This window comes from Synechococcus sp. WH 7805 (genome assembly GCF_000153285.1).
Taxonomy (GTDB): domain Bacteria; phylum Cyanobacteriota; class Cyanobacteriia; order PCC-6307; family Cyanobiaceae; genus Synechococcus_C.
Genome location: NZ_CH724168.1, coordinates 1,479,244 through 1,500,072, shown reverse-complemented (window position 1 = coordinate 1,500,072; position 20,829 = coordinate 1,479,244). Strand labels below are relative to the sequence as shown.

The window sequence follows — 20,829 nt, the reverse complement described above, 5'->3', positions numbered from 1 at the left end:
ATGTGCGGAATCGTTGCGGTGATTGGCTCGCGGGACGCAGCACCGCTGTTGCTTGAGGGTCTTCGTCAGCTGGAATATCGCGGCTACGACTCTGCCGGTGTGGCCACGGTGGAGGCAGGGCAGCTGCATTGCATCAGGGCCAAGGGCAAGTTGGTGAACCTGTCGGCACGGGTGGAGCGTGAGGGAGCCCCGGGGTTGGTGGGCATCGGCCATACCCGCTGGGCCACCCACGGCAAACCCGAGGAGCACAACGCCCATCCCCACCGTGATGGCAGCGGTGCTTTGGCGGTGGTGCAGAACGGCATCATCGAAAATCACAGAGAACTGCGGGAGGAGCTCACCGCCAACGGCGTGAGCTTCCGCTCCGACACCGACACGGAGGTGATTCCCCACCTGGTGGCTGCGGAGTTGGGACGGTTGCAGGCCGCTGGCCGCGGCGCTGATGGAGCCCTGCTGCTTGAGGCCGTCCAAGCGGTGCTGCCCCGTCTGCAGGGGGCCTACGCCCTGGCCGTGCTCTGGGCCGAAGTTCCAGGGGCACTGGTGGTGGCCCGCAAGGCGGCCCCTTTGTTGATCGGTTTGGGGGAAGGGGAGTTCCTCTGCGCCAGCGACACCCCCGCCCTGGCGGGCTTCACCCGCACGATCCTGCCTCTGGAGGATGGCGAGGTGGCATTGCTCAGTCCGCTCGGCATTGAGCTCTACAACGCCAGCGGAGCGCGGCAGCAGCGCAGCCCTTCTCTGCTCAGCGGCCAGGAGCATGTGGCCGACAAGCGGCACTTCCGCCACTTCATGCTCAAAGAGATCCATGAGCAGCCCGAGACTGCTCGGCTCTGGGTGGAGCGGCATCTGCCGCCGGGGTTGCCGGCACAGCAGCCGGTGGCCTTGCCCTTCGATGAAGCTTTTTACGAGGGTATCGAGCGCATTCAGATCCTGGCCTGTGGCACCAGTCGCCACGCTGCTCTTGTCGGGGCCTATCTGCTTGAGCAATTCGCTGGTGTCCCCACCAGTGTGGATTACGCCAGCGAGTTCCGCTATGCACCGCCGCCGCTGGCTCCCAATACCCTCACCATCGGTGTCACCCAGTCGGGTGAAACGGCGGACACCCTCGCGGCCCTGGCGATGGATGTTGAGCGCCGCCAGGGCCATCGCGATCCAGCCTTTGCGCCTCGGCAGCTGGGAATGACCAACCGGCCGGAGAGTTCCCTGGCCAGGCAGGTGCCCCACATCCTCGACATCGGTGCGGGAATCGAGGTGGGTGTGGCGGCCACCAAGACCTTCCTTGGCCAGCTGCTCGCCTTTTATGCCCTAGCCCTGGGCTTTGCAGCTCGCCGCAACAGCCGCAGTGAGGCGGACATCGCCGGGTTGATCACGGAGCTGCGGGGTCTGCCGGAGCAGCTCAGTGCCTTGGTGGAGCAGCACGATCAACGCTCAGAAGCGATGGCGCACCGGTTTGCCGACACCCAGGATGTGATTTTTCTGGGGCGCGGCATCAACTATCCGATTGCGCTGGAAGGGGCGCTCAAGCTCAAGGAGATCAGCTACATCCACGCCGAGGGCTATCCGGCCGGGGAAATGAAGCACGGGCCGATTGCCCTTCTCGACGCCCGGGTGCCGGTGGTGTCCATCGCCGTGCCCGGGAAAGTGTTCGAGAAAGTGCTCAGCAATGCCCAGGAAGCCAAGGCTCGCGATGCCCAGCTGATCGGGGTGGCGCCTGAGGGTCCGGATACGGATCTGTTTGATGAGCTGCTGCCGGTGCCGGCGGTGAGCGAGTGGATCAGCCCCCTGCTCACGGTGGTGCCGATGCAGCTGCTGAGTTATCACATTGCAGCCCATCGGGGCCTGGATGTGGATCAGCCCCGCAACCTCGCCAAGAGCGTCACTGTGGAGTGAGTGCGCCCCTGGCGGCCGCATTGCTGCGGCCATACACGTCGTCGAAGCGCACGATGTCGTCTTCTCCCAGGTAAGCCCCGCTCTGCACTTCGATCAGTTCCACCGGGATCCTTCCCGGGTTGGTGAGCCGGTGCCGGCAACCGAGGGGGATGTAGGTGCTCTGGTTCTCGCCGATCAGCTGCTGGTCGCCATCGCGTTCCACCAGAGCTGTGCCCTTCACCACGATCCAGTGTTCGGCGCGATGGTGATGCATCTGCAGGGAGAGGCTGGCTCCGGGCTTTACGGAGATGCGCTTTACCTGCCAGCGGCTGTCTTCGACTACGCCGGTGTAGTGGCCCCAGGGCCGGTAGATCTTGCGATGGGCCTTGCCCTCTGAGCTGCCATCTGCCTCCAGCTGCTTCACGATCGTTTTCACGTTCTGGGCCTGGCTGCGATCGGCAATCAGCACAGCGTCATCGGTTTCAACCACCACCAGGTTCTCCACGCCCAGGCCCACCACCAAGCGGTGTTCGCTGCGCAAGTAGCAGTTGCGGCTGCCCTCGCTGATCACGCGGCCCCGCAGCACGTTGCCGTCGTCATCGCGATCGGCGGTCTCCCATAGGGCGCTCCAGCTGCCGACATCACTCCAGCCTGCTGCCAGGGGAAGCACGGTGCCAAGCTCGGTTTTCTCCATCACGGCCACGTCGATGGCCACATTGGGGCATTTGGCGAAGGCTTCGCGCTCCAGGCGGAGGAAATCAAGATCGGCCACGTCCTGTTCCAGGGCGGCGCGGCAACAGCTCACAACCTCCGGTGCCAAACGCTCCAGTTCGGCCAGCATGGCGCTGGCCTTGAATAGGAACATGCCGCTGTTCCAGGTGAAGCGGCCGCTGGCAAGGAACTGCTCGGCTGTGGCGCGGTCGGGCTTCTCCACGAAGCGGGCGATCGGCACGGGGGTGAGGGCACCGGGTTGCAGCGGTTCGGCCGCTTCGATGTAGCCGTAGCCCGTTTCCGGCGTTGTGGGCACGATGCCGAAGGTCACCAGCCGGCCGGCCTCCGCTTCCGTGCGCCCGGCGTCGATGGCGGTGCGGAAGTGGGCGGCATCACGGATCACATGGTCGGCGGCGAGCACCAGCAGCAGCGGGTCCTCACCACGGGCTGTGGCCTGGAGTGCGGCGACGGCCACGGCAGGAGCCGTGTTGCGCCCCATGGGCTCCAGCAGGATCGCGCCGGGCTCCACGCCGGTCTGGCGCATCTGCTCGGCCACGATGAAGCGGTGGTCGTCGTTGCAGATCAGTAGGGGAGGCGCCAGGTTGTCGAGTCCCTTCAGCCGCTGCTGGGTTTGTTGTAGGAGGGTCTCATCGCCGCTCCCCCCTAAGGGCCAATACTGCTTGGGATAGCTGGCACGGGAGAGGGGCCAAAGGCGCGTGCCGGTGCCGCCACAGAGAATGACCGGGATTAGAGGGGTGCTCACCGGATGCCATACATGTGACTAATATTTTCTCCCACCATCCTGGACTTTGTCTGTATTGGTTCTCAGCGCATGGTGCGCACGGCGTCGGTCGTTTTGCTCATGCGGCTAAACATCAGCTGGAAAATTGTGCGTTTTTGCAGTTTGATTTCAGCGTTGAGGGCCATGCCCGGCTGAAGTTCGAAGGTTTTGCCGTTTTTGCTGAGGCTCTGGGCACTGAGGGCCAGGGTGACGGGAAAATGTGGGTAGTCGTAGGGCGGTTCCGGCGGCAAGGAGTCCTGGCTTACCAGGGTGACCGAGCCTGGGAGCGTTCCATAGATGGTTTTGTCGTATGTGGTGAAGCTGATCTCGGCATCCTGGCCAGCACGGATGAAGGCGATGTCTGAGTCGCGGGCGAAGGTCTGGGCTACGAGGTCGTCAATCGGAACCAGCTTGAGGAGGGAGGTGGTGTTGTTCACCACAAGGCCTGTCTGAGCCTCCAGGTCGATCACGGTGCCAGCGACCGGAGCCCTGAGGGTGACCAGGTCAAGAGCGTTCTGAGACTTCACCAAGGAGGCTCTGAGCTGAGCTTGAACGCTTTGTGATTGGAAGGAAATGGTTTGCAGCTGCTCCCTGGCTTCGGCCAGGGAGCGTCGGGTTGCTTCGAGCTGGCGTTGCTTTTCAATCAATTGCAGCTGAGAGCTGGCACCCTGTTCCGCCAGCTGTTTGAAGGGCTCAAGGATCTGCCGATCGATCTCGAGCTGGGTCTCCAGACCTCGGATCGTTTCTCTGATGCGGGCCTGCTCCGATTGAAGACGAGCGGCTTCCGCTTCGAGCTGCTTTTGCAGTTCATCAACATTGCTGGTCTGGACCCGCGGGTCGAGCACCACAAGCTCCTGACCCTGTTGAACCACATCGCCGCTTTTGACCAACACCCTCTTCACCACCCCAGGCTCTGGCGTGGTGAGGTCTTGAGTGCTGCGTCGGGTGACCAGTTTGCCGGGCACCGAAACGATCTGATCGATCTTCACCGTGGAGGCGAAGTACACCACCACGAAAAACAGAGCTGAAAGGCTTCCGACCAGAACAGCCGGTAGCACTGGAGACGGCCTTGATTCCAGTCGCAGCGCTTCATCGCCCGATTCATTGACGCGGTTCGCTGAGGGGCTGGGGAGAGATTTCTGAGACATCGTGAAGGTGAAGGCTCTTGAGCTACCGGATTGCGGGGCAGACCGCTCAGACCACAACAGCTTCCTGCTGCTGCGCCAGCTTGGCAAAGGCGCCTTGCAAGGCCATCAACTCGTTCCAACTGCCCTGCTCCACCAGCACACCGCGGTCGAGCATGAGTATTCTGTCAGCGCTTCGCAGGCAACCGAGCCGGTGCGTGACCACAATCATGGTCTGGTTCGTGAACCGTTGGCGCAGGCGGCGCAGGACAAGGGTTTCTGTGGTGGGGTCGAGGGCCGAGGTGGCCTCATCGAGAATGATCATGCGTGGGTTCTGAAGCACCATCCGGGCAATGGCAATTCGCTGCTTCTGGCCGCCGGAGAGACCGCCACCGCGTTCGCCCACCTGGGTGTTGTAGCCGTCAGGCAGCGTCATGATGAATTCGTGAGCACAGGCCACGGTGGCGGCCTGCACCACGGCCTCGTAGGGCGCATCCGGCATGTTCAGGCGCAGGTTGTCCATCACCGTGCCGTCAAACAGGATCGATTCCTGCGGTACGAAGCCCAGCTGGCGCCGCAGACTGCCGATCTGAACCTTGCTGATATCAACACCATCGACGAAGACCCGGCCTTCATCAGGTTTGTAGAGGCCATCAAGGAGCTGCACCAAGGTGCTTTTGCCGCTGCCGCTGGTTCCCACCAGTCCGACCACTTGGCCCGCGTCGATGGACACATCGAAATGATCCATTTGGCTCTGTCCGTTCAGGCCATAGGAGAACGACACCTTTTCGAAATCAACACGACCTGTCACGGACGGCAGCGGCAGCATCGAGCCGCTGGCAAGTGAATCTTCCGCTTTCTGACTGAGTACATCGGCCAGGGAGTCCATGGCGGCACGTGCTTCTTGGTACTGATCTGAAACGGTTGATAACGACACCATCGAGCCGGCGATAGTTCCACCCAGAATCATGAAAATAAAAATGGCCCCTACAGATCCCTCGCCGTTGATTGCAAGAATAGCTCCGGTCAGGATCAAGGCGACGCGGCTCGCCTTGGGAATCAGTTTGTTGATTTCTCCGGAAATGGTCTTCATTTGACCAACCTTGAAATCTTCACCGGTGAAGATTCGGTAGCGGCTGAGCCATTGCCAGCGGGCCTGCGTGGCGAAGTTCTGTGTTTTCAGCGTGCGGATGGCTGTGAGGCACTCCACAAGGAACCCCTGCGATTTCGACCAGGCGCGATTGCGGCGGCTGATCAGGCGTTTAATCACTTTGGAAGTGAACCAGGTGTTGAAGAACATCAACGGAACCTTGATCATCACAACCAAGGTCATCAGGGGTGAGATCGACAGCAGGATGATCGCCAGCATTGGAATGAACAGCACATCAATGGCGGTGTCGATCACGGTGCCTGTGAGAAAGGCCCGCACCTTGCGCAGGTCATTGAAGCGGTTGGCGAGGTCGCCGACCGTGCGCCGATCAAAGAAGCGCATTGGCAGACGGAACAGATGCCCCACCATCTGACCGCCGAGGTTGGTATCGATCCGGTCTGAAAGGTCGGTGGTCAGCACGTTGTTCAACAGGGCGAGCACAGCCTTGACACCGATCAGAAGGCTCATGACGCCGACGATCGGCCAGAGCAGGCCCAGATCTCTGGTGATGATCACCACATCGATGATCTGCATGATCAGAAGGATGAAGAATGTATCCAGCACCTTCTGCACAAATCCGCTGATGAAAATCAGCAGCAGCTGTGGGCGGTATGGGCGAATGACTTCCCAGAACCAGCTCAAGTCGAACCGCGTGGCCAGTTGATCGCTTTCGCTGGATTCCGCAGGGCGGATCAGCATCAACTGGAGTGGGCCTTCACCCCACTGTTTCAGTTGCGCTGGGCTGAGTTTGCGGATGCCGTCTGTGGGGTCGGCCAGCACCAGGCCGCGCGCACTCGCTTCTTCCACCAGAACGAAGCGATCATCGAGCTTCAGCAACGACGGCGTCTCCAGCCGGTGCAGGCTGTTGGTGGGTGCAGCGAGGGGGCGAACCTCGAGGCCCAGACTCTCCAGGAGCTGACCCAGATGCAGAAGCGTGATCCCACCCAGCCGTGATTCACAGTCGCTGAGCAGCATCCGCGCTGTTTCACGAGGAAAGGGGAAGCGGTAGCGGTTGGAGAGGCGCTGCAGGCAGATCAATGCAGTTTCAAGACTCCCTTCGGCACGCCCGCGCATCTGAGGAATGCGCAGGGTGTAGTCCGTGAGCCCCAGGCTGGATGGGGCGATGGGATCGGGAAGCTCCTCCGCATCTCGGGCGCTTTGCCAGAGCGGTTCAGGAGCTGATCCCGAGCTGGCGCGGCTCGTACTCGGTCGGGTGGCCCGGACGGCCAGGGCTTCGTTCAAGGCGTCTCGGCGGATGCCGAGCAGACGGCCTCCGAGTGGTAACTCGCGCGACTCCTTGGAGGGGGACCAGTGTTCGATGGCTACACCGAGGGGTGCCCGGGGCGTCAGAGGAGCACTGGGAAGCCAGAGCCAGTTGTCATCTAGGGGGCAGGCGCTGCTCAGCGCTTCGCCGCTCAGCAACTGGAGGGCACCCGGGCGCCAGAGTTCTGTGAACAGTCCTGGGAGATCGCTGTAGCGATGGGGTTGGCGGCTGATCCAGGCCATCAGCAGCTCCGCAAGCTCACTTCTGGCCGGCTCCAGGCATCCCTTCTGAAGGGTTGGATCACTCGGTAGGAGTTGGAGAAACTGACGCGCGGGCAGGGCCGCTACGACGGTCGGCTCCATGGCGGTCACCGCTTCGCAGGGGCGGTTGCGCACCAGCCCGCACCAACCGATGGCCTCACCGGTGAACAAACGCGCCAGGGTGAAGGGTCCGCTTGCAGGGTCGTCACCGATGAGACGAACAGCTCCTTCGGCGATGAACATCACCTGGTGGGGAAGTCTGTCGGACTGCAGCAGTGGTTGACCGGTGCGGTACCTCAGCCATTCCAGCTTGGCCCGCTGGGAGGCCAGAAAGTTCTGAAGAGGAATCGGCAGTGCGGTGACGTTTTCGCTCATGGCAGGGGAATGGAACAGGTAGACCCCGGCTTGGGCTCCCCAGCCTGGAGCGATTTGATGGTGTCAGTCAGCCAGCGGCGATACAGCCGCTGAATCAGGTCAAGTCTGTCATTCCCGTCCCATTGAGCCGGTTGGCGGCTATCGAGCCGAAGCACAATCGTGCGCCCGTTGCCAAGCTGCAAGGGTGGCTGAATCACTCCCGGAGTGATACGCAGGAGTAGCCGGTCGAGAGGCGCGTCCAGATCTTCGAGGCGCAGCGGGCCAAGTCGGCCACCGGTCTCACGGCTACGGCCAATCGATAGCGGAGCCAGTTGGGCAAAACTGACATCGCCTTCTTGCAGCCGAAAGGCCCACTCCTGCGCAAGATTGGCATCCTTGGTTTGCAGCACCGAGAAGCAGAATCGGTCGAGCGCTGATCCTTTTTCGAGAAATTGATCGTGGGCCTGATTGGAGAAGTGGGCCACCTGCCATTCCTCCAGGGTGCAATCAACGGCGATGAGACGTTCGATGGTCCGTCCGAGCCAGAGGGTGAGCAGTTGGGTGCTTTCAAGGGCATCAAGCACTTCGGTACTAGGCCACTCCAGAGAGATTGATGAGATGTGATGAGATGGGGAAGGCTGATTCATGGGTTCAGTGCTGGACGTGCAGAACCGAGTTGATGCAGTCAGAAGGGCTGCGTATGAGGCGATTCAAGAGGCTGACTGGGAAGCGGCGGAAGGGTTGCTGCGTCGACTCATCCAGCTCAACCCTTCGGCAGGGGTGGATGTGTGGGACCACCTCGGTTTCACCTTGCTGATGCAAGGAGATTACCTGGGATGCCTGGAGGTTTTGAAGCCGTTTGCCAGCCACCCTCAGCGCAGTTTCTGGGTGCAGCACAAGCTTGGTGATGCCTATCGGGGCCTGAATCAGCTCGATGATGCCGTGCGCTCTTATCGCCTCTCGCTCCAGGAAGGTTCCGACAGTCCGCTCAGTTTTCGCAATCTGCTGCAAGTGTTGGATCGCCAGGATCCTCGGTTGGCCCTGGGGGAGCTGAAGCGTTGGCGGCAACTGGCCACAGGGATGCCGGACGCGGCCTGGGATGGTGCCCGGCAAGCGGCTTTGTTGGTGCCAGGTCCAGCCCTCGTGCAAACGCTGCAAAGCTGGGGGTTGGCGGATGGTGACTGTCGCCAGCGTTTGCTGAAAGCGGCTTGTTACGGAATGGACATCGATCAGGTCTGCGATCTGCTGCGGGAGGCCGCGGCACAGCCAGCAGGGCTGACAGCCTGGGAACAGGCACTGCAAGAACGCCTCAAGCGCTTGAATCTTTTGCCGTTGTCGCGTTCGGCAGCCACCAACGGCCGAGGCGCTGCCTCACGACCGCAGCCAAGCGGTGGGGGCTGAGCCGCTCCCTGACCAATCGGCTGCCTGCATCCCCGAGTTGTTCTGCATGGCCGGGGTTTCCGGCGAGGCGGCGCATGGCCGCTGCAGCAGCTGAGAGATCGGGTTCAGCCCAGTGGCAACCAGCGAGGTAGTCGCCATAGCTCCGTTCCAGAGGCTGGAGCTGCCAGGGAATCAGTGCTGCACTGCCCGGCGGCATGAAATCGAGGTTGCCGGAGTAGCCCGTGGCGATCACGGGCATACCCAACGCCATCGCTTCGGCAAGAGTGAGCCCGAATCCTTCGGCGCGGTGCAGGCTGACGAGGGCGTCGGCTTCGTCGTAGAGCGCATCGAGCTGCTCATTGCTCAGCAAGGCCTTGATCCAGCGGATGCGCGGATCGCCCGCTGTCAGGGCATCCATGGCCATGGCCTGTTCCGGAAACTGTTCGGCGCTGCTGGCTTTGATCAGCAGCTGAACCGAGGGTTGATCCTGCGCATGTCTGGGAAAGGCCTTTTGGAAGGCGCGGATCACCGCTTCCGGGTTTTTGCGCTCCGGAGTGCTCCAGAAATCGAAGAGCGTGAGAAAGGTGAAAGGGAGCCGGTCTTGGCGTTGGCGGCGCTGTTGCTGACGCAGTCGGCGGCGTTCGTCCAGGTGCGACCAGTCGGGGAGATGGGGTAAGGCGATCACTGGAATCGGTGATCGCAGAGCGAGGGACTGTGCCGTGAAACTGCTGGGGCACCAGATTTCGTCGTAGTCGCCAAAGAAGCGCTCCCATCCATCAGGAAACGCTTCAAGCTCCCAGGCCCAGTAACCGATGCGCAGGGGTGCGCTGAGGGGTTGGCGTTGGAGCAGTTCAGGATTGCTGGCGAGGATGTTGGGGTTGGTGTGGACCAGGTCCACTTGAGGGGTGATCTGCTGCTGGTCTAGGCATGACGTGTCCTGCGGCATGGCTTGCACTGCGGCATGACTGGCCAGTGCCAGATCCACGTAGTCGAGGGTGCAGCCTGCGGCCTGCAGGCAGCGGGCCGTGGCCCGGGCTCCTCCGGCGAGCCCAAAGCCAGCGCGGAGGTGGCCATAAAAACGCACGTGCATGGCTTCGGTCTAAACCCATGCGTGATAATGCCCAAACGAGGGTCATTTGACCGATGACCTGACGATGAATACCTGGGGTTGACGATGCAATCGCAACGGGAGTCTGCTGAGCAACGCCGTCGAGACCTGCATCGGCACCGCATCACCGGGACGCTTGAGGGGGCACGGTTCGCGACGGCTGTTGCCAGCTCTATTGGTCTTCCACTGGCTGCCTTGCATGAACACGTCGGTCCTTATCCCTTGTTTCTGCCTGGTTCGGATAACACCACGGAGACCCACCAACAGTTTTATTCGCAACATGCCGAACAGGAGCAGCTTTACCTAGCGCTCTGCCGACGCGTGGTCGAGGTCATCGGAGAGCCCTGTTTTGTGCAGCGTATTCCCACGTATCGATTTGGTTTGCCAGGGAATCGTTGGGTTGGCAATTATCATCGTGATTCAGATTTTGGGCATAGTAATTACGAATTCAATGCCATTTGTGCGCTCACTGTCATGAAGGGCAGTGCTGCTTTGCATGTGGAGCGAGATGCTGGCAGCCACTGTTTTGACCCTCTCGAGCTTGATGCTGGTGAATTAATCCTGTTCGACCACATCGATCGCTTGCATGGCTGTCCGTTGAATCGTGAAGGGGTTTCGGTGGCGAGCATTGACTTCCGCTTTGTTCCCGAGCGCTTTTCCACTGAAGCCTTCCGTACGGATGCCACCAGTTTGAATACAGGTACGGCTTTTCTGCCGGGGCATTACTTCACCAAGGAGCCGATCTGATGGGGTTTCGCAGCGTTCTGAAACGGAATCTGCGGCTGGGTTTGAACCGCAGTCAGGCGTCGTGGGAGCGAATGATTGGCCCCATTCAGGCCCGTCGTAATCGCGATCGCCTTCGTTCGATCAATGCTCTCGATCGCATTCAGGAGGTGCGGTTGCCGGGTACGGATTCGTCCAAGCTCGATCACTTGGTTCTGTTTTCCCATTTCCATCCAAGGGGTTGGTTGCAGCGCTGCATTCGCCGTGAACTGGCGGATCTGCGGGGGCGCGGCTGGCAGGTTTTGCTTCTCAGCGACCATCTCGATGCAGCGGCACTGGCCTGGTGTGATTCACAAGAGATCGGTTGGCTGCGACGCCGGAATGAAGGACGCGATTTCGGGGCTTTTCAGGATGGTTGGCTGATGTTGCGCCACCGTGGTCTCTCGGAGAGCATCGAGCGACTGGTGATGCTCAATGACAGTGTTTACCCCGTGGTGGACCTTGAGGGGAGTAGCTGGCCGATGTTTCTCGACGCGCGTGATGCGTCGGTGGTGGGTTTCAGTGATTCCTTCCAGAACGGCTATCACTTGCAGAGTTATGCCTTGAATCTGCCCGGGGCGATCTTGCAACAACCCTGGTGGGAGTCGTACTGGGCTACCTATCCGGGCTGGGGAGGCATGACCATTGCCATTCGTGATGGAGAAATCGGTTTGTCTCAGTTGTTGCTTCATCAGGGTGTTGCCCTGCGGGCGCTTCACCCAGTGAGTCGGCTCCGGGCCCAATTGGCCAGTGCCCATCTCTTGGAGCAGCTTCAGCTTCACTGTTCCAAGGAGGCGTCCCAGTGGATTCAGCAGCAGCTGCTGAGCACCGGCTTGAGTTCATTGAATTACGTATCGCCAGCTCACTATTGGGCCATTCCTCTGCTGTTAGATGGCTGCCCCTTTCTGAAGCGATGGCTGATGGAAAGCAACGTGAATCAGATGCTGGATCCCTTGCTGGTGGCTGGCGGGCAGGTGTCGCTGGTGGATCCTGACGAATTGGTGGATTACCTGCGGCCACCGGTGACCGGCTTTGCGGGATGAGCGGAGAAAACAGCGATTGTGTTGAGCGAGTGGCGACTTTGATGCTGTTCATTTGTAGTGATAGATCATGCTCTTGATCTGCGCTAAACTGCTTTGAAAAGGTGATGCTGATTATTCAAAGTTTGGTATTTTAAGAGCACTATTTATCAATATACTGAATAGATTTAATCGTAATTGGCGAGAATATCGGGTAAGCTGATTCTGAGATAGCTTCAGTGGTTGATCGGATCGCCGGAGATGTTGAGCGAAGTGATGGTGAGGTCTTGATCCCTTTTAATGAATTCAATTCTACATTCACGGCCAATATTTTATTGAGATCGATGGTCGTCTCTGCAGGTAAATCAGTGATGGTATTGACGAAATCCCCTTCGCCAAGGGTTGGGGGTCATTCCCGCGTTTCTTTGGAGCCAGGCTGCTACCCGCGCCTTTGCGCATGATCCCGTCTGAAGCATTGTTGAAGGCGAAGCCGGTTGAAGGGTGATATGAGCCAAATCGATCGGCCCTCATCTTCTCAAATGTGAATGCAGCCTCAGGCTATTCGAGTTTGCTTTGCATCAGTATGGTGAAAAAGAACATTCGCTTGAGGCAAATGAGTTGGTAGTTGGTGAGCACAGTTGATTCTGAATAGTCTCGCCTGGTTGTGTATAGTCATTGCTCTTCGGCTACATTTTGGAGACATAAAAAAGGGGCACCCTTGGCACCCCCTTGAAGAGCATAACTCTAATCAGTAATGCAATAGTAGATGTTTGAGATCAAACGATCTGGAAATCATCGGGGAATTCGAATGCATCGCCTTCGGAGATGACTTCAGTGGTTCCCTCGACTTCGCCGGACTCGTTCAGAAGAGTGACGGTGAAAGATTGACCGTCTTCAGCGAAGTCAACTTCGACACGGCTGAATACATCAGCTTCGATGGCAATCTTGTCTTCACCGGACGTGAAGTCGGTGATGATGTTGACGGAATCACCTTCGAACTGGTCAACGGTCCAGTACACCGTGTCGGCACCTGCACCCAGAGTGACGGAGTCGCTGCCGGAGCCAACACGAACCAGATCATCGCCAGCACCTGCGTTGATCCTGTCGTCGCCAGCGCCGCCACGAATGAAGTCGCTACCTGCAGATCCACCGAGCTGGTCGGGGCCTGCACCACCATTGATGTAGTAGGCGAAGTCACCTCCGAGTCCGCCTTCTTCGATCGTGCCGCCTGCTGCGTCAGCAATCGTGCCTTCTTCAGTTTCGATACTCAGGTCAACGCTAGCGCCTGAAATGGGAGCACCATCGAGGTTAGCGATGACAGCGCCATCGAAATCCTCAGCAACCTGGAAGGCTGAACCTGAGCCATCAAGGGCGTTTCCGGCAGCATCAAATGCTGTGGTGATAACAATCTCGTCACCGACAGCACCGTCAAGAAGGACGTTGGCGTTGTTAACACCTGAGGCAGCGAGGATGGCGCCGCCATCACCAGGGCCATTGATTTCAATGGGGCCGCTGGTGGGATCGGTTACTACAAAACTGTCGCCAGAGACACCGGTGCTGGAGGACCCAGCTGCCGGATTTTCGGCCGCGGCGGCGTCAAGAGCCGGAACGGGCGTAATGAAAATGGACACGTTGAAGAGGGAAATGCTTCGGTCCGAAATTAAAGGAAATCACAGGTTCTGTAACGCTTGGTATGCACTACTCGAACCATCCCACTGGTGATTCCTTGGTTTCTGTCGCGGATTGCTGACAATGGCTTTGCAGGAAGGCTCTGAGCTCTGATTCCAGGGATTTCGGGAGTGTGCTCCTGCGTCCAGGATTCACGTTGCGGGCTACCCACGCCTGCATCCAGGGCTCAGGATCGGAGTCAAGGCCAAGAAACCCCAGTACTTCACTCAGCTGGGGGCTTGGCTGGGAGAAGAGCCGCTCGCTTGAGATCACGAGTAGCTGCTGGGAACTCGGCAGAGATGATCGCCATCGCTGGAGGTGGATGTCGTAAAGGCTGTCCTGGAGCGCTCCAGTGCCGATCCGCCCCGATCTGGCCAGGGTGTCGGCATCGAGTGATTGCAATGATTCCAGCTCTTGGCTCAGCCAGGACTCCACGCTGCCTTCCAGTCCCTCGAGGCGTTGTAGGTGCTGGACCCAGCTCACAGCGCGCTCAAGAGGATCGCGGAGGAGCACCATCGTCTTGACATCCGGGATCAACTGGGTGACCCGCGCTGGGGCCTCTGGGTGGCTGAAGACATTGGGTGTGGCTTCTCCGCGCAAGATTCCGCTGCCGTCTTGAAAGCGCGGAAATTGGGCGCAGTACCACGCTTCTCCGAGGTGGTAATCGCCATCGAAGAAGTGCAGTTCCTTGCGCGGATGTCCCCAGATCTGGGGGTGTTCGCGTAACCAGGCGAAGAGCGATGTGGTTCCTCCTTTGGGTACACCCAAAACGAGGAAGTCGGGAGGGGTCGGTGCCAGGTCTTCGTCTGCTAACAAGCTTGTCCTTTGTCCAAGCTCCAGGCGCACAGACTTTTGAGCTGTTTTCCCCGCTTGGATGAGATCTCCCTGGCGCTGCTGGTACAAGCTCAGTTGCTGGAGCGGCAAGGCGCGCTCTGGATGGCGTCGATGAAGCTGTTCATAGAACCTCACGATGGGTCGCAGCATGTCATCGCTGCAGCGGCAGTACTGGAGCACGGTGTGCACGTGGGCGGGATTCGCATCCCGTTTGAGTGAGCGCAGCAGCCAGCGTGCGGCTTGATCGAACTCTCCTGTGGAGCGATGAAGCAAGCCGAGGTGATAACTCGCAACGGCAAAGCTGCTTCCATCACGACAGGAGCGACGTAAGGCTTTTTGGGCTGCATCAATCTGATTCAGTTGCTGCAGGACAAGGCCGCGCTGCAGAAAGGCCTGACCCCGTGCTTTGCGCCAGTTCAGGAGGTCCAGGCAGTGATGAGCCCGTTCAAATTCGCGCATCTGGCGAAGCCAGATTCCTGTCTGCAAAATCGCTGTCTGCCGGTCGTCTGCGCGAACAGCTTCAGTGAGAAGTGGCTTGAGCCAACGATCCAGTCGTTTCCAGTTGGGTTTCTGCTGAAACGCTCGCTGTAGGGAGAACACCTGTGACGCATTGAGATTTCCCCGACGGGCTTGGCGCCGCAAGATTGGCCAGAGCGCTGGCAACGAGTCACTCGTCACTGTGCGTTCCAGTTCTCTGTTTGTGGGTCATAACGCCAGATCTGAGCGTTGGTGTTTGGAATCCTTTCACCTGGATCGGCTGTCAGAACGAGATCAACGTCGCCATGGCGTTCAGGGTCCCAACTGGGCCAGAGATCAATCCGCGTGTTGGGAAGGAGGCGTTGGGCCTGTTGCTCAAGCCAAAGAGGGTCATGGCTGTTGATGAGATAAAGGCGTGTTTGGCTCGCCGCTGTCGAGTCGAGCTGGTCGGCCCAGACCTTCAGGACATTTGGATCCTCAAGGGAGACCAAAACAAGCGTCCGGCAGTTCAGAACACATTCATCGGGGAATGGGGAACAGGCCTGAAAGGACGGTAAGGCGGGTGGTTCCTGACCGTCCAGCAGGGCGAGCGAGCGTTCGGCGCGCATTGCCTGGAGCGCTTTGCGTTGAAGCTCAGGAGCAAATGCGTGTTGTGGATCTCTTTTCAGGGTTTGCCTGGCGTAGTGAAAGGCAAGTGTTGGTTGCTGTTGACGCAGGGCCTGGTATCCCAGACGCATCAGAGGCCAAACCTGTTGCGGTTGCAGGGTATGCGCTTGCGTCCACCAGGACTGGGCTTCGTTGAAGCGCTCTTGCTTTTCAAGCAGATCGGCCATGGAGCAGCAGAGCCGGGATGACAGCGTGTCACCTCGCTTTTGCATCGCTATGAGCAACGGGTGAAGCAGATTGAGGGCTTCCGTGAAATGCTCAGCCTCCAGCCATTGATTCAGCAATTTGACCAGATCATTTTCGGCCAATTCAGGTGGGTCGCTCAGCAGTTTTTTCTGAAGTGATGCAGCTTGTTTGAATTTTTTGCGCTCAAGCAAAACCGCCAGGCGTTCCCAGCTGTGGCGTTGGTCAGAGTCTGAGAGCAGTTGTACTGCCTGTTGGTTTTCACCGATTGCTCCCAAAAGTCTGGCGAGCGCAGGACGCAGTTCTTCGGAGCTGGGAGGCAGGAGACTCCAGGTTTGCCACTGCGCGGCCGTTTCGGCATCACCGCAGGCTCGACGCCAGCGGGCAATGCGTTCGAGCAGTACTGGATCTGGAGTTGTCTCCTCAGCCAGGCGGGCCAGAGCCTGCCGCAACTCTTCTGAAATCCTCGAACTGCTCATGAAGTCAATGATGCCAGAGCTTCTGCGGCAGGGCTTGACTCAGTTCCAAGATCAATGGGGAAAGCCAGAGGACCTGCATACAGCCATTCCTGCAGGGGCAAGGGGGTAGGGCGTGTCTCCAGTTTGCGGTGTCGGAGCTGTCGGCGGGCGATCAATCCGTCGAAATAAGGCGGTTGATAGGCGGGATTCACCAGCTCAATCACTTCACTCCCAACGGGAGCAGCCAAAAGATTGGCCATACCAGCCCCATGAGGTGCGATCACGAGATCGGTCTGCATCACCTGAGCCTGCTGTTCGCGGATGCTGCCTTGCTGCATGAAGGGTGCACGCAACTTGGTACTCCAGTGTTGTTCCCCGATCACCGTTCGGTGCAAGGCTCCAGGTCTGCCGAACCAGAGGCGAGTGCTGCCCTTCGCCGCCGTCGCTCTGGTGGCTTTGGATGGACCTGGGAGATCCCAGAAGCGTTCCAGCCAGGCGAGGTTCGCCGATGAAGGTTTGCCGAAACTGCTGGCAAAGCCAGGCACGATCAGCGTGCTCGCCGACAGGTGATCGCAACCAGGAAGGAGGCGGCTGCGGTTGATCCCCAGTCGTTCCAGACCATCTCTCACATACGACTTGTCCCCCCCGTTATGCCAGACACGCAGGTTGGGCCAGCGCTTGAGCGCTTCCCCCCAAACGCGCCCCAATCTGGGAAGCAGCTCCAGTTGCCAGTGAAAGAACATTTCTCCGGAAAGTTCAGCGACAGCGAGAACGGGGCTATCAACGACTTGGGCTTTCGACAGGGTTGATTCCGCCGCTTGCAACATCTGAAGACTGAGCGGTCCGAAGGCTTCCTGGTGGCGACAACCAGGCCATGGCCAGGGGTAATGGCGGCAGAGGTTTGTTTCGTAGCAACTGTTTTGGTTGATCACGGCCACACCGTGGCTGTGCGACCAGACGTTGCGATGTCGTTGCACCCAGATGCGACCGTTTGGGATCGCATGGAGATAAAGGGGAGGATCCTCAGGGGGTGGTAGCGCCTGGCAATCGACGCATCCCGAGGCTTGACAGGGCACGATCGGCCAAGGTTCCGGGGGATCGCTGGGTGCCGCCAGCCAATGGGCCCCGCTTCCATAGCCAAGCCGTGCATGCAGGTCGGCGAGCATCTGATCGAGCCGGTCGTTGCGGCCACAGCTCCAGGCCCGTTCGAGCAATTGCACAGCTCGTGAGGGCACTTCCGGCAGTGCCACTTCTCCCCAGCTCTGCAGCAGCCTTCCGAGCTGGTGCACTTCTGTGTCTGTGGGCGTGTGGACCAGCAGCTCATGGGCCAGTTGGATCGCCTGCCGACTGATCGAGGCCACAGGATCGGTTTTCAGAGTTGCAGCTGCGGCTTGCAGATGGCGATGCACTGCTGCGCTGTCCTGCTGGAGCAGCGCTTGCCATGCTTTCAAGGTGGCCAGCGGTCGTCCAGCTTCCAGGTCGGCCAGGGCCTGGGCATGGAGGCTTGAAGCAGTCTCCCGGGTTGGGCTCATCGCTGCAGAAGCATGGATTCCGCCTGCCGCCAGAATGCGCTGGCTAACAAGTGCTCACGATTGAATGGAGCGCCGATCCGCATGCTGCTGCGGTGCATGGCTTCGATCAAGTGCACCGGACGGCGCACGAGGGGATAGGGGCAAGATGCCATGGCACCTTTAAGCAATTGCAGTGCCAGGCTGGAGTTTCCAGCTTGCCACGCTTGCCATGCAGCCCAGGTGGCTGTGCTGTAGCGCTGGTCCTTGGCCCATCCCACCTGTGGATTCGGAAGGGTGTTGAGGTGATGATCGATCACCGACAGAAGGCCCTTGAGTTGGGGTTCCAGTCGACCGCTGGCATTGCCAGAGTGAATGCGATAGCGCACAAGCGGTTCATGAATCCAGTCTCCTTGGTGCCCTGCTGCTGCCAAGCGAAGGATCAGATCGACATCTTCGGAGTGGCGCAGGGCTGGATTGAAACCTCCCACCTGCAGGAGAGCGGATCGGCGGACGGTCCAGGCGCTTGGCAGAACGGCTTTATGTTCCATGAATTGGTGCCAGCTGAATCCAGCCCCCTCGTCCCAGGGGCGAACGGGTTGCTGCCGCTCACCCTGGGCGTTGCAGCGCCACCAGCCCCCGTGCACATGGCTGAGATGGGGGTTGGACGCCAGGTGATGCAAGGGCTTGCTGAGTCGTCCGGCGAAGGGGCGATCGTCGGCGTCGAGAAAGGCAATCACGGCGGCTCGGCTGGCCATGATGCCTTGGTTGCGGGCTGAGGAAACACCTTCTCCTTTGCCCTCGAGCAGTTGCCAACGTTCCGTAGGCCAGTGGGCACAGAGCTGACGAATGAGATCAGCACTACCGTCTTGGCTTCCGTCATCGACCACCACCAACTCGAAGCCCGTGTCCCAGTCGTGAACAAGTGCCGCCAGCAAACTCGGCAGCCATGGAGTTGCATCGCGCATTGGCACCACCACGGACACGCTGGGGGTGGCGGATGGCATCGCAAGGGCGGATTGAGTCGAAACAGCACTCTGCCGGATGGCTGCGAGAATTCTTGGGATTTTCGGCTGGATATGCCACGCTCATCGCGCCGCAGAGCTGTTCAACGGGCCTCTGCGCCGTCTTCCGTGACACGGGTTCGGCGCCGCAGTCGCAGATCTCAGGCTGAGACCAATACTTTTCAATCTTCACCTACTCCTTCCAAAGTGTCACCGATGCCTTCTGACGCCGAACAAACCAGCCAACCCAGTGGCGCGATGGCCGATCGTTATTACGAGCTGGCTGAGTCGATGAATCAGCGGGGGGCCATGGAGCTGGCGGTTCCCTTCTATCGCCAGGCGGTGGCCCTCTTGCTGGCTGAACGTGAGTCGTTGCAACAGCAGCTTCAGGGTGGTGCGGTCTCTCCCGCTCTTAAAGGCAGCGCTGACCAGGACGCATTGCACGGTCTGCTGGAAGCGGCGGATGTGCTCACTGACAAGCCAGTTGCTGCTGAACCCGCAGTGCAGCCTGTCGAGCCCTCTGCATCTCCAGCACCTGCGTCTCCATCCGTTGATCAAGATCAACTGGAAGCTCAGATCGCTGAACTTTCGGATGAGTTGTCGGCCAAGACGGCCCTTCAGGTGATGGCGGGTTTGAAAGCGCTGGCTGATCAAACCAAGGGCCAGCTGCCGGCTTCAGGCTTGGCCTTGCTGGGCAAGACTCAGATGGTTTTGGGAAAACCTGCGGATAGCTTGAAGAGCTTTGAAGCAGCACTCGTTAAGGACCCTCAATCCTTGGATCTACAGATCAATGTGGGTGCTGCCCACCTTGCCAACCAGAATGTGGATGCTGCTCTTGAGTTCCTGCGGGGGGTTTGGACAGCAGGATTGGATCAGATTGATGAGAAGTCACAATCAGCGTTGTTCCGCAATCTCTCCTCGGCGGAAGGGAAGGCAGGTCGGCCGTTAGTCTCTCTACAACTTCACCGGAGCTGGTTAGCACAGTTACCGGATTCTGTGCCCATTGAACGCGCCTTGAAGTGCGCCACTCAGGGTCTCAAATTAGGTGAGAATGATGGGCTGATTCAGAAAGAAGCTCTTCAATTGTTACGTGAACTGAGGGCAGTTCACCCATCGGAGAGTCAGGTCATCCAGGCACTGGCTGATGGGTTGGAATCAGTAGGAGATTACAGAGAAGCTGCACTTCTCTATCGGGAATTACTTAAATGATTCAAATGTTGAACTAGTTGATAATCGAATTTAAAAGTATTTTTGAATCTTTTCTGAAGGTTCGAGTTCGTGGTGAGCAGCTGCTTAAGTGATGCACTCTTTGGAACAAGTTTTTTACTGCACAAGTCAGCCAGGGTGAAGACACTCGCTTCAGGCTGATCGGAAAATGTCCATTCTTCAATCGGCAGTCGAGTGGAGTTCTTTTTTTCCGGAAGGAAATCCTCAAACCCCATACTTTGATTAATATATTTAAGGTCTTCATCAAAACTTTCTACCCTGAGAGGGTAAACTGCTTTGGAGTATTTTACAATATTATTGTAAAGGTTCCACTGCTTTTTGTTAGCGAGTTGCGGCGCAAAGTGCCCATTTAAATCATTGCGGTCAATGGTTGGATGAGTGATTGTTAAAATGAATTTTTTTAGCGAGAGTTTATTGACGGCTTTTGCATAATTCACTCTCTTTCTCTTGCGTTTTTTAGTTTTGCTTTCATCTTGTTCCTTGCGCTGAAGTGCTATAAATGTTTTAAGAAAGCTCTTTGCGAATTTCTGCAGCTTTTTAGGGTCCTCAGGTAATACAAGGCCTTGCTCTCCGCGAATCAAAAACTTGTTCACGAAGCTGCTTGTCATCCTTTTGACCGGATCGCGGTGAGAAACGATTAAATGGTCGATCTGAACATTATTTAAAAGCAATTCTTTTGCTTCGCTGAAGTCGTAGTTGCCATAACCTTCTCTACCCAAATAGGCTCTTGGTTTGTCTGTGCACTCTGAGAGTTCTTCAAAATTATGATCAATCCAGTAAACTAGCGATGTGCAAGCACATTTTTCAGCCCACAAGATCATCGTTTTTCTTGAAGGGAGATAATAAAAATGCATTCTATTTAAGCTAGATAGTTAATGATAACATATATCGATTGGGGCAGTCGCTCTTATGCTTGCTGAGAGGTCGCACGAGCCTGCTGGTCGGTTCTGAGGTAATGAAGCCACATTGTGCAGAGAGCAGTCTCCAGTGTCGATGACCTCCTTGCTTTCAAAAAGAGCTCAATC

General features: G+C 58.4%; 16 protein-coding genes. 5 read left to right on the top strand and 11 right to left on the bottom strand.

The genetic code is table 11. From position 1 onward, the window contains the following. The gene (gene glmS, locus WH7805_RS07885) at positions 1-1,887 is read left to right on the top strand and encodes a glutamine--fructose-6-phosphate transaminase (isomerizing) (protein ID WP_006042514.1); all 1,887 of its coding nucleotides are present in this window, start codon (positions 1-3) and stop codon (positions 1,885-1,887) included. Here the strand turns inward: glmS and WH7805_RS07880 are convergent. The 4 genes from WH7805_RS07880 to WH7805_RS07865 form a co-directional block, all read right to left on the bottom strand. After that, a complete protein-coding gene (locus tag WH7805_RS07880) occupies positions 1,874-3,340 on the bottom strand; it encodes a mannose-1-phosphate guanylyltransferase/mannose-6-phosphate isomerase (RefSeq protein WP_006042512.1) in 1,467 nt (488 codons plus the stop codon). The genes glmS and WH7805_RS07880 overlap by 14 nt on opposite strands. 62 nt (positions 3,341-3,402) lie before the next feature. Continuing rightward, the gene (locus tag WH7805_RS07875; protein WP_006042511.1) at positions 3,403-4,506 is read right to left on the bottom strand and encodes an HlyD family secretion protein; all 1,104 of its coding nucleotides are present in this window, start codon (positions 4,504-4,506) and stop codon (positions 3,403-3,405) included. A gap of 46 nt (positions 4,507-4,552) precedes the next feature. Continuing rightward, positions 4,553-7,531: a peptidase domain-containing ABC transporter gene (locus WH7805_RS07870; protein ID WP_006042510.1), complete on the bottom strand. Its 2,979-nt coding sequence runs from the start codon at positions 7,529-7,531 to the stop codon at positions 4,553-4,555. Continuing rightward, positions 7,528-8,157 (bottom strand): hypothetical protein, encoded by a 630-nt coding sequence (locus tag WH7805_RS07865; RefSeq protein ID WP_156783650.1) that lies wholly within the window; start codon positions 8,155-8,157, stop codon positions 7,528-7,530. The genes WH7805_RS07870 and WH7805_RS07865 overlap by 4 nt, the downstream gene beginning before the upstream one ends. On the opposite strand from WH7805_RS07865, the gene WH7805_RS14410 reads away from it, so the two are divergent. Then, positions 8,156-8,911 carry a M48 family metallopeptidase gene (locus tag WH7805_RS14410; RefSeq protein ID WP_156783649.1) on the top strand — a complete coding sequence of 252 codons (756 nt, stop codon included), beginning with the start codon at positions 8,156-8,158 and terminating at the stop codon, positions 8,909-8,911. The genes WH7805_RS07865 and WH7805_RS14410 overlap by 2 nt on opposite strands. On the opposite strand, the gene WH7805_RS07855 is transcribed toward WH7805_RS14410, so the two are convergent. Then, entirely contained in the window at positions 8,820-9,980 is a 1,161-nt protein-coding gene (locus tag WH7805_RS07855; protein ID WP_006042507.1) for a glycosyltransferase family 4 protein, read from the bottom strand. The genes WH7805_RS14410 and WH7805_RS07855 overlap by 92 nt on opposite strands. Before the next feature lie 84 nt (positions 9,981-10,064). Here WH7805_RS07855 and WH7805_RS07850 point away from each other — a divergent pair, with 84 nt between their 5' ends. Continuing rightward, positions 10,065-10,745, top strand: a complete 681-nt coding sequence (locus WH7805_RS07850; protein ID WP_006042506.1) for a hypothetical protein — start codon at positions 10,065-10,067, stop codon at positions 10,743-10,745. After that, positions 10,745-11,803, top strand: coding sequence for a hypothetical protein (locus WH7805_RS07845; protein ID WP_006042505.1), 1,059 nt, complete (start codon positions 10,745-10,747; stop codon positions 11,801-11,803). The genes WH7805_RS07850 and WH7805_RS07845 overlap by 1 nt, the downstream gene beginning before the upstream one ends. 752 nt (positions 11,804-12,555) lie before the next feature. On the opposite strand, the gene WH7805_RS13560 is transcribed toward WH7805_RS07845, so the two are convergent. The 5 genes from WH7805_RS13560 to WH7805_RS07820 all read right to left on the bottom strand — a co-directional run bounded on the left by WH7805_RS13560 (position 12,556) and on the right by WH7805_RS07820 (position 18,580). After that, positions 12,556-13,410, bottom strand: a complete 855-nt coding sequence (locus WH7805_RS13560) for a calcium-binding protein (protein WP_006042504.1) — start codon at positions 13,408-13,410, stop codon at positions 12,556-12,558. Between the two features lie 67 nt (positions 13,411-13,477). Beyond that, the gene (locus WH7805_RS07835) at positions 13,478-14,959 is read right to left on the bottom strand and encodes a sulfotransferase domain-containing protein (protein ID WP_006042503.1); all 1,482 of its coding nucleotides are present in this window, start codon (positions 14,957-14,959) and stop codon (positions 13,478-13,480) included. Next, positions 14,956-16,086: a lipopolysaccharide assembly protein LapB gene (locus tag WH7805_RS07830; protein ID WP_006042502.1), complete on the bottom strand. Its 1,131-nt coding sequence runs from the start codon at positions 16,084-16,086 to the stop codon at positions 14,956-14,958. Before WH7805_RS07830 ends, WH7805_RS07835 begins: the two co-directional genes overlap by 4 nt. Next, positions 16,083-17,597: a DUF563 domain-containing protein gene (locus WH7805_RS07825; protein ID WP_006042501.1), complete on the bottom strand. Its 1,515-nt coding sequence runs from the start codon at positions 17,595-17,597 to the stop codon at positions 16,083-16,085. The genes WH7805_RS07830 and WH7805_RS07825 overlap by 4 nt, the downstream gene beginning before the upstream one ends. Next, positions 17,594-18,580, bottom strand: coding sequence for a glycosyltransferase family A protein (locus tag WH7805_RS07820; RefSeq protein WP_006042500.1), 987 nt, complete (start codon positions 18,578-18,580; stop codon positions 17,594-17,596). Before WH7805_RS07820 ends, WH7805_RS07825 begins: the two co-directional genes overlap by 4 nt. Positions 18,581-18,793: 213 nt before the next feature. Between WH7805_RS07820 and WH7805_RS07815 the strand changes: the two genes are divergently transcribed. Further along, positions 18,794-19,786, top strand: coding sequence for a tetratricopeptide repeat protein (locus tag WH7805_RS07815; protein WP_006042499.1), 993 nt, complete (start codon positions 18,794-18,796; stop codon positions 19,784-19,786). On the opposite strand, the gene WH7805_RS07810 is transcribed toward WH7805_RS07815, so the two are convergent. Next, positions 19,765-20,625: a sulfotransferase family 2 domain-containing protein gene (locus WH7805_RS07810; RefSeq protein WP_038004544.1), complete on the bottom strand. Its 861-nt coding sequence runs from the start codon at positions 20,623-20,625 to the stop codon at positions 19,765-19,767. The two genes, WH7805_RS07815 and WH7805_RS07810, sit on opposite strands and share 22 nt — an antisense overlap. Between the last annotated feature and the right edge of the window lie 204 nt (positions 20,626-20,829).